We start from the raw sequence: 15,291 nt of genomic DNA on the forward strand, positions 1-15,291 counted from the left end.
CGTGAGCAGCGTGGGGGAGGCCAGGAAACCTGTTGATCACATTATTCGGTTGAAGAGCGACCTGCCATGCGTTCCATGCCGCCGGGCCTGCCTGCTCTCCAGCAGGGCTGGAACGGGCGTGGCACATCCCGCGACAGGGAATGAAACAGGTGTTTCAGCCCCGTCCCAGGATGGACGGGGTTGGCTCCACACGCGGAAGCTCAGTGACCCGCGGAGCCGGGCGGCTCCACGCGCTCCACCTGCTTCTGGACGGCGGCATCCGACGCCACGTCCGCGCCCAGCTGCAGGTACGTCAGCTGGTACGTGCGCCCCGTCGCCGGGCCCTGCGCCGCCGCCGTGCGGGCCAGGGCGTCGCGCCGCGCTTCGAAGGAGGTCAGCGTCTCCTGGAGCGAGCGGCGCGTGTCCTCGTTCTTCTCCGTCTTCAGGCGCTCCTGCACCCGCGCGATGTTCGCCTCCACCATGCGCTGGCTCTCCCGGGCGCGGTTCGCCTCGGACAGGTCCGCGAAGGGACCAGCGCCCTCCACGGACAGCTCCAGCTTCGCGACCTGGCGGCCCCGCTCTCCGGGCGGCACCAGCGTGGACACGCCCTGGCGCTGCGCCATGCCCACGCCCCGGCCGTCGTGCGACTGCACCACGAAGTCCACGCCCTCGGCGCCCTGGGCCAGCTTCACGGCCTCCACGTAGGGCACCGCCGCGAGCAACACCACCAGCGACACCTGCTCCTTCTGGCGCAGGCGCTTCACCTCGGAGGTCACCGCCGGCCCCACCGGCAGGCCCCGCACGCCCGCGGGCAGCAAGGCCGTGCCGTCCGCCGACTCCGGGGACACACCGATGATGCCCACCTTCAGCCCGCCCACCGTCGTCACCACCGACGCGGGGAAGAGCGGCTGCCCCTTCGCGTCCACGAGGTTCGCGGACACGAGCTTCAGCTTCGCGCCCTTCGTCTTCTTCTTCAGGAAGTCCACGCCCAGCACGAGGTCGCGCTGGCCCACGGCCATGGCCGCGTAGCCCTGCGCGTCCAGCTGCTCCAGCAGCAGCTCCGCGCGAGGCTTCGCCTCCGGGCCCTCCGCCAGGGTCTTGAAGAGCGCGTTGCCCGCGTCCAGTGCGAGCACCGGCACGCCCTTCGCGCGCTCCCCGGCCAGGACCGTCTTTCGTCTGGCCAGACCGCCAGACGGGTTGTGGCGTCAACCACAGGGGGCGACTTCGCCCCCATTGTCCCCGGTGAAGAGCAGCACGAGCTTCTTCGGCGCGGCCCCCGCCATCAGCGGCAGGAGCAACAGGAGCGCCAGGGCGGCGAGCCGGGGGGCGCGGGGGCTCATCACTTCTTCGCCTTCTTCGGCGCGGGAGCGGGCGCGGGCTTCTTCTCCAGGTCCGCCAGCTTCGTCTTCGCCGTCTTGGCCGCGTCCGACTTGGGGTAGCCCTTCACCAGCTCCTCCAGCGCCAGCTTCGACTCCTCCTTCATCTTCAGCTTCAGGAAGCAGTCGGAGGAGCGCAGGTACGCGTCCGGCGCGGACGGCGTCTTCGCGAAGTCCTGCACCACCTTGCCGTACTCGAAGAGGGCCTCGCGGCACTTGGACTCGGTGAAGTACGTCTCGCCCAGGCCGAAGTGGGCCTCGCCCACGAGCGCGTCCTTGGGCCACTTCTTCACGAACTCGTTGTAGAGCTGGCGCGCGATCAGCGCGTCGCCGGCCTTCGCCTTGTCCTGCGCGAGCGCGAGGAAGTCCTTCTTGTCCGCGGGGCGCTGGAGCTCCTCGGCCTTCTTCTTGGCCTCGGCCTCCTTCACCGCCTCCGTGCCCTGGAGCGCCAGCAGCCGCTGGTTGGTCTCCTCCGTGCTCTTACCGAGCGCGGCCTCCAGCTCACCAATCTTGTAGAGGTACGTCTCCACCTGGCCGCGCAGCTGCGCCAGGTCCTCCACCGTCTTCTGGAACTGCACGCCGATGTCCGCGTCCTTGCGGCGCGCGGCGGTGTCCAGGCTCTGCAGGGCCTGCGTCACCTGGGCGATCTTCTCGTCGAGCTTCGGCTGGGTGACGGCGAGCTGGTCGCGCGCCTCCTTCAGCTCCGCGGCCAGTTTGGCGTTGTCCGCGCCCAGCCGGTCCACCTTGGCTTCCAGGGCACGGCCGCGGTCGGCGGGGTAGAAACAACCGGGAACGGCGGCGGTCAACAGGGCGAAGAGCACGAGCCTGCGCATGGGCCGAGCATCCTAGGTCCAAAGTGCCCCGCGCGCCGCTTCTGTTTCCTCCTGCGCCCGGCTGCCCCCCTGCCCTTCAGCGCGCCCCTTCCGCCTCCAGCCGCTCCACCGCCCGGGCGCAGGCCACCCGGAGCCGGGGCAGGTTGAGGAAGAAGGGCACCGGCCGCGCCCGCCCGGACTCCACGGCTCGCAGGGCCCGGCGGTAGGCCTCCAGGGCCGCGCCGGGCTGGGCGCACTGCTCCAGCAGGAGCCCCAGCAGGTAGCGGGCGGCGACGTGGTCCGGATCCAGGTCCAGGCACCGGCGCAGGTCGCGCTCGGACTTCTCGTCCGGGACGCCCGTGGAGGCCCCGTCCAGCACGCACGAGAAGAGCCAGTCCGCCTGCGCCATCGCGGCCTCGTCCGGGGGCGCGGGCGCGTCCGGCTTCGGTGCCGGCGCGTCCGGCTTCGGCGCGGCGGGCCCGGTGGCTCCGGTGACGCTCGGGAACCGGCCGGAGTCCCGCTTCGGCCGGGCAGGCTCCACGGGCGCCGCGTCCTCGCGCACATAGAAGAACGCGTGCTCACTGGGCAACAGCCGCAGCTCCGGGGGCACCTGGAGCAGGGGCTCCGCGGCGGACAGCACCAGCACTCCGCCGGGCGCGAGCCGCTCGCCCAGGCTCCGCACCGTGCGCTGGAAGGCTTCCGGGGTGAAGTAGATGAGGACGTTGCGGCAGAAGATGATGTCGAACCCGCCGCCCCCGGGAGCCTCCGGATACGGAGCCTCCATCAGGTTGTGGCGCCGGAACTCCGCCTGCGCGCGCAGCGACGCCACCAGCGAGTGGCGCCGGCCCTTCGACTCGAAGTAGCGCGAGCGCGCGGCTTCCGGCACGCGCCGGAGCGCATCCGCCAGGAAGCTCAATTCGCGCGCCCGGGCGAGCACCTGTTCGGAGATGTCCGTGCCCAGCACGCGGCTTGCGGGATCCGCGCCCTCCTGCGCCATCAGGAGGAGCAGCGTGGCGACCTCCTCGCCCGCCGCGCAGCCCGCGCTCCACACGCGCAGCGGTGTCCTGGAGCGCTGCACGCGGGGCGACAGCACGTGCTCGCGGAAGGCGGACAGCTGCACCTCGTCCCGGAACACCTCCGACGTGTGCACCGCCACCGCGTCCACCAGCCGCGCCAGGTCCGCCGCGCCCGCAGGCGTGCGCAGGTGCGCCACCAGCCGCGCCGCGTTCTGGCCGTGCCCCAGCGCGTCCAGCCGCGCGTCCAGCCGCCGCTGCTGGGCCCCGCTCAGCGCCATGCCCGTGTGGGCCTGAAGCCAGGCGTGGACGGGAGTCCAGCGCTCGGAAGAGGACGTCATGGCGCGCGAGGTCAGCGGCTTGCGGCCAGCGACTCTCCGCGCGCCAGACGCGCCAGGGTGGCGGCGACGTCATCGCCGTGGATGAGGTGGTCCACCGCCTTGCGCTCCACCGCCGCCCCCGGCATGCCGAACACCACGCAGGACTCCTCGTTCTGCGCCAGCGCCAGCCCACCGCCCTGCTTGATGGCCAAGAGCCCGTCCGCCCCGTCCGCGCCCATGCCGGTGAGCACCACGCCCACCGCGCGCCGGGCGTAGACCTTGGCCACGCTCTCCAGCAGCACGGTGCCGCTGGGCATGTGCCCGTCGCGCTCCACACCGGGCTTGAGCGCCACGCGGCCTCGCACGGGCACCACCATGTGCTGATCCGGCGGCGCCACCAGCACCAGCCCCGGCTGAAGCGTGTCCCCGTCCACCGCCAGCCGGACCTTGAGCTTGCTCGCGTTGGCGAGCCAGCTGGCCAGCGACTCCGAGAAGGCGGCGTTGATGTGCTGGACGATGACGATGGGCGCCGGGAAGTCCGCCGGCAGCTCCGACAGCATCCGGTAGAGCACCTGCGGGCCGCCCGTGCTGGCGGCCACCGCGACGATGCCCATGGAGGCCGCGGGCAGCGCCGGGACGGGCGTGTGCGGCATGCCCGGCGCGCCGCGCTTCTGGCCGCGCACGTGGCGGATGACGCGCACGGAGGAGATGAGCTTCACCTCCTTGGTGAGGTTCCACGCCTCCGGCCCCGCGTCGATGGAGGGCTTGATTTGAAGCGCCAGCGCGCCCAGCTCCAGCGCGCGGTACGTCAGCGCGGGGGCCTGCGAGCGCGGATCGCCCGTCAGCACCAGGATGGGCGTGGGGCACTCGGCCATGATGTGCTCCACGGCCGCGAGCCCATCCATGACGGGCATGTCCACGTCCATGGTGATGACGTGGGGGCGCAGCTCCTTCGTGAGGGCAACGGCCTCCTGGCCGTTCGCGGCGGTGCCGACGACCTGGATGTCCGGGTCGTCGCTCAACGCCGCGCTGATGAGCTGACGGCAGATGACCGAGTCATCCACCACCAGCACCGTCACTTTCTTGCCCATGTCCGTTCAATACCCCGTACGCGCCGCGGGAGTATAGCAATGCGAAGGGCCCCGGGCGTCTCTCCCAGGTCTTCGGGGACTTCAGGCCAGGAGCCGCCCCACGACGTCCACCAGGTCCTGGCGGACGAGGTCGCCCTTGGTGATGTAGCCGTCCGCCCCGGCCGCCAGCCCACGCGCCCGGTCCGACTCCCCTCCCCGGGTGGTGAGGATGACGACGGGAAGCCCGCGCCGGGCCGGGTCCGACTTCAGGCGCCGGGTGAGCTCCACGCCGTCCATCTCCGGCATCTCCAGGTCGGTGACGACCAGCTCCACCGGGGGCCCCTCCTGCACCAGCTGCTCCAGCGCCGAGGGGCCGTCCGCCGCCCGGAGGGTGTCGTACCCCACCGCCTCCAGCAGGTTGGCCACCAGCTCCCGGGTGAGGGGCGAGTCGTCCACCACCAGGATGCGGCGGCGGCGGGGCGCGGGCGCGCGCACCGGGGGCCGGGCGAGCTTCAGGGGCGCGATGCCATGCACGCCCGCCGCCAGCGCGGCCGCGGACAGCACCATGGCCAGCCGCCCGTCCGCGAGCGACGTGGCCCCGGTGAGGTGCGTGTAGCGCGCGAGGATGCCCTTCAAGGGGAGGATGGCCTGGACGCGCTCCTCCAGCACCCGGTCCACCGCCAGTGCGGCCTCCATGCCCTGGCCCTTCACCACCAGGACCAGCTCGCCCTCCCGGGCGGGGCGCTCGGTGGCGAGCCCCAGGAGCGACGCCAGCGAGGCGAAGGGCAGCACGCGGCCCTCCATCCGGAGGGTGGGACGGCCAGCGACCTCTCCCACCTCCGAGGCGTCCACCTTGAGGGCGCGGGAGACGTGGACGGCGCTCAGGGCGAGCGTCTCGTCGAAGACCTGGACGAAGAGCAGGGGCGCCACGGTGAGGGACACCGGGACGCGCAGGGTGAAGATGGTGCCCCAGCCGGGCGCGGACTCCACGCCCACGTCGCCGCCCAGGGCCTGGAGGGACGTACGCACGGCATCCAGCCCCACGCCCCGACCCGACAGGTCGGTGACCACGTCTCGCGAGGTGAAGCCGGGCAGGAAGACGAGGTCGCGCGCGGCGGCGTCGGAGAGGGCGTTGGCGGCGGGCTCGTCCAGCACGCCCCGGCGCACGGCCACCCGGCGGAGGAGTGCTGGGTCCATGCCCGCGCCGTCGTCCTCCACACGCAGGATGATGCGGCTGCCCTCGCGGGCGGCGCGCAGGGTGAGGCAGCCCCGGGGGTGCTTGGCGGAGGCGACGCGGTCCACGCGCGTCTCCAGGCCGTGGTCCAGCGCGTTGCGGACCAGGTGCATGAGCGGTTCGCGCAGGGCCTCCACGACGGAGCGGTCCGCGCGGGTGTCCTCGCCGTCCACGACGAGCTCCACCTCCTTGCCCAGCTCCCGCGCCAGGTCGCGGACCATGCGGGGATAGGGTTCGACGAGGACGGAGAGGGGCAGCATGCGCAGGCCCTGGATCTCCTCCGACACCTGATCCAGGTCGCGCAGCTCCGCGTTGGCGAGCAGCTTGGCCTCGCGGTGCAGGGTGGCGGCCAGCTCCTTGGCGCGGCCCAGGCGCTCCGCGAGCGCGATGCCCGCGGGGCCCAGGTCCTCCGCGGTGCGGGCCAGCTCGCTCAATTCACGCACGAGCTCCAGGCGGCGCGCGGTGGCCAGCTCCCGGCGGCGGGCCACCTGGCCCAGGTTGGTGACCGCGCTGGTGAGCATGTCCAGGCTGGCCACGCCGATGCGCACGGCCGTGTCCATGCGGACGTCGCCGGTGCGCACCGTGGCGGTTCCGTGCTTCGGCGCGGCGGGCGGGCGCGAGCGGGCGGTGTCGACCATCCGCGTGCTGGGCGACACGGCCGGATTCGCGGGGTGCGTGTTCGAGGACGTGCCCGGCGCGGGGCCGACAAGGTGAGGGCTCCCCGGGCCAGCCGTCACCGGAGCCACGAGGTGCGAATGCCCCGAGGCAGCCGTCTCCCCGTGCGTTCCCGCCGGACTCCCGGCCGTCTCCGTCCGGAGGGCCGTGGCGAGGAACTGCGATGCGGCGGCTCCCGGGGCCGCGCCTCCCGCCGGCGCGTCCGGGCGTGACGCGGGCGTTCCCCAGTGCGCGGGGACCACCACGGCCCCGGACGGCTCCCGGCGCTCCGCCACGATGAGGCGCGACGTGCCCTCCCCCTTCGAAGCCCGGCCGCCCTCCTCCGGACGGGCGACTCCCACTGGACGCGCGGACTCCACGATGACCCGCTGCTGCAGCGTCGCCACCAGCGTCTCCACCGCCAGCAGCGGCTCTCCCGCCTGGAGCGCACCCGACAGCGCGAGCACCGTGTCCGCCGTGGCGAGCAGCGCGTCGGTGGACTCCGACGACAGCCGGTAGCGCTGCGGCTCCGCGCACCGGACCAGTTCCTCCATCTCGTGCGCGAGCGTGTTGATTTCGCTGAAGCCCATCATCCGGGCCTCGCCCTTGAGCCCGTGCAGCTCGCGCAGCACCCGCTGCCCGGCCTCCAGGTTGCCCCCGGACTCCAGCTCCATCAGGGAGCGGTTGATGCGCTCCAGACGGACCGTGACCAGGTCGCGGAACTGCTTGAGGAGCCGCTCGCTGGGGTTCACCCGCCGCCCCCCTTGCGCAGGGTCGCCTGGTGGATCTGGAAGCGCTCCACCACGCCGCGCAGGTCCTGCGCCAGCCCCAACAGGTCCCCGTTCGCCGCGCCCACCTGCTTCGTCGCGTTGAGGCTCTGCTGGGTGATGCGCAGGATGTCCGCCATCGTTTCCGCGAGCTGATCCGTGCCCGCCTGCTGCTGCTGCGTGGACCGGGAGATGATCCGCACCGAGTCCGACGTCCGCCCCGCCAGGTCGACAATCTGCCGAAGCGACTCGGACACCTGCTCCGCCAGGGCCGTCCCCGTCTCCACCGCGCGCACGCCGCCGCCCGTCACCGTCACCGCGGCGGCGGAGGCCTCGCGCACCTCCTCGATGAGCCCTTCAATCTCCTTCGTGGACTCCAGCACGTTCTCCGCCAGCCGGCGCATCTCCGCCGCCACCAGCGAGAAGCCCCGCCCCACCTCGCCCGCCTTGGTGCCCTCCAGCTCCGCGTTGAGCGCCAGCAGGTCAGACTTGTCAGCGACGCCGTTGATGAACTCGACGATCTTGCCAATCTGCTGCACGCGCTTGTCCAGCCGCCCCACCGCCGAGCCGATGGCCTGGTTGTCCTGGCGCATGCGCGACATGGCCCCCAGGAAGGACTCCGCGCTGCGCTGCCCGCCCTGGGCCGCCGCCAGCGTGCGCTGGGCGATCTCCGCCACCGAGCTCGCGTTCTCGGCGATCTGCTTCGCCGAGCGCGCCAGCTCCTCCGTGGTGGCGCTCGTCTCGTCCAGGCTGCTGGCCTGCTCCGCGGCGCCGGCCTCATAGCGCCCGGAGGTGCTGAGGATCTCCTCCGTGGTGGCCGAAATCTGCGAGCCCGCGCGCTGAAGCTCCGCGAGCACGTCCGCCAGGTGCGTGCGCATCGTGGTGAAGGCCGCGGACACCGCCCACACCTCGTCCTCCGCGGGCACCAGCCGGGGGCTGGCCAGGTCACCCGCGGCGATGCGGCGCGCCTCGCCGGACAGCTCCCGCATGGGCCGCCCCAGCAGCGTTCCACCCAGGTACGCCGTGGCCAGCGCCAGGCCGAACACCACCGCGCACAGGAGCGCGCTGGACGTGAACTCGTCCACCAGCAGGCCCTGCGCGACCGGGCTGCCCCCGTCCGCCAGCCGGTCGAAGAGCCGGTCCGTCAGCGCCGTGACGACCTGCGCGCACATCACCGCGGGCGTCACCACGCAGATGGCGGTGAAGGCCACCAGCCGCGCGCGAATCCGCGAGCGCCGGGGCAGCGCGGCGATGACCTGCGCGTGCGTCAGCCCCTGCTCCGCCACCCACAGCACGCCGCGCCGCGCCCTCAACGTGACGAGCCCGTACACGAGCAGCGACGAGAGCGGGCCGAACAGCGCCCCCAGCCCCGCGACCCGCAGGGTGTCGTTCCACGGCAGCCCCATGGCCGACCAGAGCGCCGTCGCCACCACGCCCGTGGTCAGCGCCCACAACCCCAGCGAGCGGAAGAACGCCTCGCCCGGCGCGCGCGCCACCTCGCCCACCGCCTTCGCCAGGTGCTCCAGCGTGGGCGGCAGCTCTCCGCGCTCCAGGGCCCGCAGGAGAGGGAAGCGGCGCAGGGACACACCCACGCCCAGGAGCATGTGCAGCGCGCTCACGCCCACCACCAGGACGACGAGTCCCCCCAGCTCCTGGGACAGCTTGCCCCCCACCACGAGCGACGCGAAGTGCAGCCCCAGCGTGGAGCCCACCAGGTTCGCCAGCGGCACGGGGAACATCAGCTGCTGGCTGAAGGCGGCCCGCCGGGAGTCCGAGCGCGAGGAGCGGTCCATGTCACCCGCCTCCCGTCGCGCCGGGCGTGCCGGGAGCCCCGCCGGAGGCGCTGGTGGACTCGCCGCCGGGTGGCTCGACATGGAAGCGCTGCACCACGTGTTGCAGGTCCGCCGCCAGGGCGGACAGGTCCGCGTTGGCCGCCACCATCTGCTTGGTGGCCGCGGCGTTCTGCTCGGTGACGCGCAGGATGTCCCCCATGGCCGCCGCGAGCTGATCCGTGCCCGTCTGCTGCTGCAACGTCGCCAGCGAGATGCTGCGCACCGCGTGCGACGTCTGCCGCGCCAGCTCCAGGATGAGGCTCAGGCTGTCGTCCACCTGCGCCGCCAGCAGCGTGCCCAGCTCCGTCGTCTTCAGGCCCGCCTCCGTGGCCATCACCGCGCCGTTCGTCGCGTCGCGGATCTCCCCGATGAGGCCCTCAATCTCCTTCGTGGAGCGGATGACGTTCTCCGCCAGCCGGCGCATCTCCGCCGCCACCAGCGAGAAGCCCCGCCCCACCTCGCCCGCCTTGGTGCCCTCCAGCTCCGCGTTGAGCGCCAGCAGGTCCGACTTGTCGGCGATCTCGTTGATGAACTCCACCACCTTGCCAATCTGCTGCACGCGCTTGTTGAGGCGCACCACCGCCTCCGCGATGGCCTCGTTGTCCTCCTTCATGCGCTGCATGGCGCCCAGGAAGGCGGTGGCGCCGCGCTGGCCGGACTGCGCCGCGCCGAAGGTCGTCTCCGCGATGGTGGACACGGACTCCGCGTTGTCGGCGATCTGCTGCGCGGACCGGGCCAGCTCCTCCGTGGTGGCGCTGGTGGCGTTGAGCGCCCCGGCCTGCTCGTCCGCGCCCACCTCCTGCTCCGTGCTGGTGGCCACCAGCTGCTCGGTGGTGGAGGAGATTTGAATGCCCGCCCGCTTGAGCTGCGACAGGGCCTGCACCAGCTGCACCTGCATCTGGGTGAAGGCCGCGGAGGTGGCCCACACCTCGTCCTCGGCGTGGATGACACGCGGGGGCCGCACCTCGCCGCGCGCGATGCGCGTCGCGTCCTCGGTGATGGCGCGCAGGGGCTCCGACAGCGCCGTGCCCGCGAGCGCCGCGGTGCCCAGGATGAGCAGCGTGACGAGCCCCGCGATGAGCCCCAGGGGCGGCCCGCCTCCCTCGCGCGCCCGCGCCATCACCTCCATGCGCGCGTCCGGCGTGGTGGCCTGCGTCCACGCGTCCACCACCGTCACCGTGCGCGTGAAGGCCACGTCCAGGATGAAGAGCGACGGGCTCAAGACGGCGATGGCGGTGAAGACCACCAGCCGGCGGCGGATGTGCATGCGCCGGGGCGGCAGCGCGGCCAGCACCTCCAGCGGCGCCGGCCCCAGCGACACCAGCCGGTCCAACGTGGCCCGCGCGCGGCGCACCACCATCAGGTAGGTGAGCATGGCGCTCAGGGGACCGATGGACAGCCCCAGCACCATCACCCGCACGCCCTCCGTCCACGGCACGTCCGCCAGGGTGGGGAAGGCCAGGGCCACCGTCAGCGTGCCGCCCAGCCAGCCCTGCATCACGAACCAGAAGCTGCGGCCGGGGATGGCCGCCACCTCCTGGACCGCCACCAGCAGGTGCTCCGACGTGGCGGGCAGCCGGCCCTCGCCCAGCGCGAAGAGCGTGCGCAGGGCCCGCGTGTCGCGCGCGTACCCCACGCTGATGAACAGCACGAGCGCACACAACATCAGCCACGTCAGCGGCGTGCGCCCCGCCTCCGGCAGCGTGTGCGACAGGTGGATGTGGAGGAACGCGATGCCCACGCCCAGGCAGCTGCCGGGGATGCGGGGCCGCGTCGTCCAGCGGCCCAGGGAGCGAAGCTCCAGCGGCGCCATCATGCGCCCTCCCCGTCCAGCCCGCGCAGGTAGCGTTGGAAGGCGTCCAGGCTGAGCAGCGGCCAGAGCACCCCGCGGGTAATCACGAAACCGCGCAGGCTGCCGCCGGAGGACCCCGCCACCACCGGCGAGGGCGGCAGCACGGACAGCACCTCCGAGTCGATCTCCAGTCCGTCCACGCCCACCGTGCCTCCGGTGGCCGTCACCAGCACGCGCTGGGCGCCCCCGGCCCCCAGGAAAGCCCGGTGGGCGGACACGGTGCCCGCGTCCGGCGCGGCGATGGAGGCCACCTCGCCCGCCTCGAAGGCGATGCGGTGCGGCCCCACGTGGCACAGGAGCGTCCCCTCGACCCGGCCCGCGGGAAGCATGGGGCTAGCCGCCCTGGCTGAGGTGGTCGAAGAGGCCTTCCGGGTCGATGACGGCCACGTCGCGCGAGCCGCTCTTCACGGGGCCGCGCAGGTGGACGTGCACACCCGAGGGGCCCAGGGGCTCCAGCGGTCCCATCAGCGCGGACACACCGGCGACGCTGCTGGCGGTGAGGGCGAGGGTGCCTCGGGCCAGCCGCACCAGGACGGCGCGGCGGGACCCGGCGGAAACCCCGCCCACCAGCAGGCTCATGTCCACGACGGGGATGACTTCACCCCGGTGCGCGAACACACCCAGCAGGTGGGGCGGGGAACCCGGTACCCGCGTCAGCTCGGGGAAGGTAACGACCTCCGCCGCGGCTTCCGCGGGCACCGCGTACCAACTGCTTCCACACGCGAAGACAAGGTAGGACTGACGCGTTTCCGACTCTAGGGCGGCCATGCGCGCCAGAGCCTACCCCAGAACTAGCGCTGGAACTCCACGCGGCGGTTCTCCGACCAGCCTTCCTCGGTGGCCGCGCTGGACACCGGGCGGGTCTCACCATAGCCCACCGTGGACAGCCGGTTGGACGGCACGCCCAGGTCGACCAGGTAGCGCTTCACGGCCGCGGCGCGGCGGTTGGACAGCTGGAGGTTGTACTCCTCCGTGCCGCGCTCGTCCGCGTGGCCGCCCAGGGTGATCTTGCCCTGGCTGGCCTTGATGCAGGCCGCCAGCTCGCCCAGGCGCGACTGCGCGCTGGAGTCCAGGGTGGACTCGTTGAAGCCGAAGGGCACCGGCGAGTAGTCGCAGCGCGAGGAGGTGTCCGCCGCCACGCACTTGCCGGACTGGCACTCCTGGCCCTCACCGCAGTCGGTGTTGGCGGAGCAGGTGTCGCGGGGCGCCTGGCAGCGGCCGGCCTGGCACTTGCCACCGTTGCACGCGGAGTCGTCCTTGCACTGGGCCTCGGCGCACTTGCCGGCCTCGCAGATGCGGCCGGTGCCACAGGCCACGTCCGTGGTGCACTCAGGAGGCTTGGGCGCGCACTTGTTGGCCTGGCAGGTGAAGCCTTCGCGGCAGTTGGCGTCCGTCGCGCACTCCTGGCACTGGCCCTGGACGCAGACCTCGCCCTTCTCCTGGCACTGCTCGTCGTTGTTGCACTTGGGGTAGGTGGGCGGGCACCCGGTCAGCACGGCCACGGCGAGGGCCAACCCGGCCCAAAGCGAAATCCGACGCATCATTCCTCCGACAGCAACGACGGGAAAAAGAGAGGCCCACAGGGGGTGAGCCAAGGCTGTCGCGTGTAGTCGGACCCACCGGGGAGAGTCAAAAGATTTGTCTTTTCCCTGCCCCTCCGGGCAGCACGAGACCCTTGATGCCCCGATTATTTCCGTGAGAGTGTGAACGGTTTGCCCATGCCCGCTGCTGTCCTCATCGTTGACGACGAAAAGAACATCCTCCTCACCCTGAGCCAGTCGTTGCAGCTGGCCGGCTACCGCACGGAGCTGGCCAGCAGCGGGCAGGTGGCGCTGGACGTGGTGAGCGCGCGGCCTGTGGACGCGGTGTTGATGGACGTGAAGATGCCGGACATGGACGGCCTCACGGTGCTGGCCCGGCTCACGGAGCTCAAGCCGGACCTGCCCGTCATCATGATGTCCGGCCACGGCACCATCGACACGGCGGTGAAGGCGACGCAGCTGGGGGCGCGCGACTTCCTGGAGAAGCCGCTGGCGCGGGACAGGCTGCTGGTGGCGCTGCGCAACGCGCTCAAGCACCAGGCGGCGATGGAGGAGTTGCAGGAGCTGCGCGCGCAGCTGGGCCGCTTCGACATGGTGGGCGGCGGGCCCGCCATGCAGCGCATCTTCTCCCTCATCCAGCGCGCGGCGCCCAGCGAGGGGCGCGTGCTGATCACCGGGGAGAACGGCACCGGCAAGGAGCTCATCGCGCGGGCGCTGCACCAGAACTCCAGGCGCAAGGCCGGGCCGTTCGTGAAGCTCAACTGCGCCGCGGTGCCGCACGACCTCATCGAGAGCGAGCTGTTCGGCCATGAGAAGGGCGCCTTCACCGGCGCGGTGAGCGTGCGGCGCGGCAAGTTCGAGCTGGCGCACGAGGGCACCCTCTTCCTGGACGAGATTGGCGACATGCCGGCCGCCATGCAGTCCAAGCTGCTGCGCGTGCTCCAGGAGGGAGAATTGGAGCGCGTGGGCGGCACGGAGACGCTCAAGGTGGACGTGCGCGTCATCGCCGCGACGAACAAGAACCTGGAGAAGGAGATCGCCGCGGGGCGCTTCCGCGAGGACCTCTACTACCGGATCAACGTCGTGCAGATTCACTCGCCGCCGCTGCGCGAGCGCCGCGAGGACCTGCCGGACCTCATCGACACGTTCCTGCGCGAGGCGTGCGCGAAGAACGGGCGGCGGCCCCTGGCGCTGTCGCCGGACGCGCTCGCGGTGATGAGCGCGTATGACTACCCGGGCAACGTGCGCGAGCTGCGCAACCTGGTGGAGCGACTGGCCATCCTCTGCGAGGGGCCGGTCGTCTCGCGCACGGACGCGCTGGAGCTCTTGCCCCGGGGCCGTCCCCTGCCCCCCATGCCCGAGCCCACCGTGGGTGGTGACGTGCCCGCCGCGCAGCCCGCTCCGGTGGTGACGGCTCCCGCCGAGCCCGCTCCCTCGAACCCGGGAGGTTGGAAGCCTCGCGTGGATCAGACCTTCCGCGAGCAGGTGGAGGACGCGGAGCGGGAGATCATCCAGCGGGTGCTCGCCCACACGCATGACAACGTGACGGAGGCGGCGCGGATCCTCGACCTGGAGCGGGGTCACTTCTACAAGAAGATGAAGGCCCTGGGCCTGCGCCGCGGACAGTCCGAGTCCTAGCGAGCGTCCGGGCCGCGTTTGACGACCGTGGGACGCGTCTGGTCTATTCGTCCCACGGGTGCCGAGGGGTGCCCGCCGCCCGGAAAGACGACGTCACCCTCGCTTCACCCGCTGTCGCCAGACTCCCGATGAAGTCCTTCCACGGTCCCCCAACGGGTGAGGGCCAGCACCGGAGGATTCGTCATGGGAACCGGCAGCACCCTCCCCGTCACGCTTCATGAATACAAGGTCCGCGCGTCCCTGCTCCTCAAGGACCTGGACTCGTCCGACACCGCCCGCGCCACGCGCGCCGCGGAACGGATGCGCGCCCTGCCCTTCTTCGCGTCCCTGTCCCTGGGCGAGGTGCTCACCCGCCGGGACGCCGTACAGCACAAGCACGGGCTCGCCGTCGTCGCGCGGGAAGCCGGGCACACCACCTGGACGGAGCTGAAGCAGGCCCTGGAGGCCCGGCCGCACACGCTGGACACTCGCGCCTTCTTCCAGAAGGGCCAGAGCACGTTCCTCAACCGGTGGTTCTCCACCTACGAGGAGGCCGCTCGCTCATTGGAGTCGCAGGGCGGCTTCCTCTTCCCCTTCCGCGAGCAGTGCTTCATCTGCGAGGCCGACTTCCTCCAGGCGCTGGGCATCGACTCGCGCGACGCGGACTGGGAACGGATGGGCCGCGACTGGGTGCGCCCACGCGACCCGGCCGCGAAGGAGCGGCTGGAGGCGAAGCTCGTCTCGCGGGGCTTCGGAGGTCACCATGACGTCCGGTGATGACTCGCGCGCGGCTCGCGCGGAGCGCAAGCGCGCATACAAGGAAGCGGAGGTGCCCATGGGCATCTACGCCATCCGCTGCCACGCCAACGGCAAGCTGTTCGTGGGCCACGCCCTCAACCTGACCGCGATGTTCAACCGCATCCGGTTCGAGTTCGCCCAGCGCATGCACCGCGTCCCCGAGCTCCAGGCGGACTGGGAGCGCCATGGCGAAGCGGCCTTCTCCTTCGAGGTGCTGGACAAGCTCCCACCCCGCGAGGAGCCCGGCGGCCCTCTGCCCATCGAGGAGCTGAAGGTGCTGGAGGAGATGTGGCTGGAGCGCCTGAAGCCCTACGGCGACGCCGGCTACAACACGCCGCCCAGGTCCTGACACGGTGGGTTCAACCGACCTCCGCGCCCAGGCGAATGGTGGCGGCCGGGAGCACCCCTGAGCACATCCTGTCCGCC

Annotated in this window: 14 protein-coding genes; 3 read left to right on the top strand and 11 right to left on the bottom strand. The window is 72.1% G+C overall.

Annotation, left to right across the window (positions count from 1 at the left end):
• Positions 1 to 200: 200 nt before the first annotated feature.
• The 11 genes from D7Y21_RS10990 to D7Y21_RS11035 all read right to left on the bottom strand — a co-directional run bounded on the left by D7Y21_RS10990 (position 201) and on the right by D7Y21_RS11035 (position 12,450).
• Complete coding sequence (locus tag D7Y21_RS10990; RefSeq protein WP_199735395.1) at positions 201 to 1,118, bottom strand: 5'-nucleotidase; 918 nt, start codon at positions 1,116 to 1,118, stop codon at positions 201 to 203.
• Positions 1,119 to 1,184: 66 nt separating this feature from the next.
• Complete coding sequence (locus D7Y21_RS43315; RefSeq protein WP_255424203.1) at positions 1,185 to 1,319, bottom strand: hypothetical protein; 135 nt, start codon at positions 1,317 to 1,319, stop codon at positions 1,185 to 1,187.
• Positions 1,319 to 2,188, bottom strand: coding sequence for a tetratricopeptide repeat protein (locus D7Y21_RS10995; protein WP_120563966.1), 870 nt, complete (start codon positions 2,186 to 2,188; stop codon positions 1,319 to 1,321). The genes D7Y21_RS43315 and D7Y21_RS10995 overlap by 1 nt, the downstream gene beginning before the upstream one ends.
• Positions 2,189 to 2,264: 76 nt before the next feature.
• The gene (locus D7Y21_RS11000) at positions 2,265 to 3,521 is read right to left on the bottom strand and encodes a protein-glutamate O-methyltransferase CheR (protein WP_121713034.1); all 1,257 of its coding nucleotides are present in this window, start codon (positions 3,519 to 3,521) and stop codon (positions 2,265 to 2,267) included.
• Positions 3,522 to 3,532: 11 nt separating this feature from the next.
• Entirely contained in the window at positions 3,533 to 4,591 is a 1,059-nt protein-coding gene (gene cheB / locus D7Y21_RS11005; protein WP_120563964.1) for a chemotaxis-specific protein-glutamate methyltransferase CheB, read from the bottom strand.
• An 81-nt stretch (positions 4,592 to 4,672) separates the two neighbouring features.
• Positions 4,673 to 7,210 (bottom strand): response regulator, encoded by a 2,538-nt coding sequence (locus D7Y21_RS11010; RefSeq protein WP_121713036.1) that lies wholly within the window; start codon positions 7,208 to 7,210, stop codon positions 4,673 to 4,675.
• Positions 7,207 to 9,018, bottom strand: a complete 1,812-nt coding sequence (locus D7Y21_RS11015; RefSeq protein WP_121713038.1) for a methyl-accepting chemotaxis protein — start codon at positions 9,016 to 9,018, stop codon at positions 7,207 to 7,209. The genes D7Y21_RS11010 and D7Y21_RS11015 overlap by 4 nt, the downstream gene beginning before the upstream one ends.
• A 1-nt stretch (position 9,019) precedes the next feature.
• Positions 9,020 to 10,873, bottom strand: a complete 1,854-nt coding sequence (locus D7Y21_RS11020; protein ID WP_120563961.1) for a methyl-accepting chemotaxis protein — start codon at positions 10,871 to 10,873, stop codon at positions 9,020 to 9,022.
• Positions 10,870 to 11,238, bottom strand: coding sequence for a protein CrdC (locus tag D7Y21_RS11025; protein WP_120563960.1), 369 nt, complete (start codon positions 11,236 to 11,238; stop codon positions 10,870 to 10,872). The genes D7Y21_RS11020 and D7Y21_RS11025 overlap by 4 nt, the downstream gene beginning before the upstream one ends.
• A 4-nt stretch (positions 11,239 to 11,242) precedes the next feature.
• The gene (locus D7Y21_RS11030; RefSeq protein WP_014395176.1) at positions 11,243 to 11,677 is read right to left on the bottom strand and encodes a chemotaxis protein CheW; all 435 of its coding nucleotides are present in this window, start codon (positions 11,675 to 11,677) and stop codon (positions 11,243 to 11,245) included.
• Between the two features lie 23 nt (positions 11,678 to 11,700).
• A complete protein-coding gene (locus D7Y21_RS11035; RefSeq protein WP_120564182.1) occupies positions 11,701 to 12,450 on the bottom strand; it encodes an OmpA family protein in 750 nt (249 codons plus the stop codon).
• Positions 12,451 to 12,627: 177 nt separating this feature from the next.
• Between D7Y21_RS11035 and D7Y21_RS11040 the strand changes: the two genes are divergently transcribed.
• From D7Y21_RS11040 to D7Y21_RS42200, 3 genes are all read left to right on the top strand, one after another.
• Positions 12,628 to 14,088, top strand: coding sequence for a sigma-54 dependent transcriptional regulator (locus D7Y21_RS11040; protein ID WP_121713040.1), 1,461 nt, complete (start codon positions 12,628 to 12,630; stop codon positions 14,086 to 14,088).
• 183 nt (positions 14,089 to 14,271) lie between these two features.
• Entirely contained in the window at positions 14,272 to 14,844 is a 573-nt protein-coding gene (locus D7Y21_RS42195) for a hypothetical protein (RefSeq protein WP_199735396.1), read from the top strand.
• The gene (locus D7Y21_RS42200; RefSeq protein ID WP_199735397.1) at positions 14,831 to 15,214 is read left to right on the top strand and encodes a GIY-YIG nuclease family protein; all 384 of its coding nucleotides are present in this window, start codon (positions 14,831 to 14,833) and stop codon (positions 15,212 to 15,214) included. The genes D7Y21_RS42195 and D7Y21_RS42200 overlap by 14 nt, the downstream gene beginning before the upstream one ends.
• Positions 15,215 to 15,291: the final 77 nt, after the last annotated feature.

Origin of the sequence: Corallococcus sp. AB045 (assembly GCF_003668895.1) — a bacterium.
GTDB lineage: Bacteria > Myxococcota > Myxococcia > Myxococcales > Myxococcaceae > Corallococcus > Corallococcus coralloides.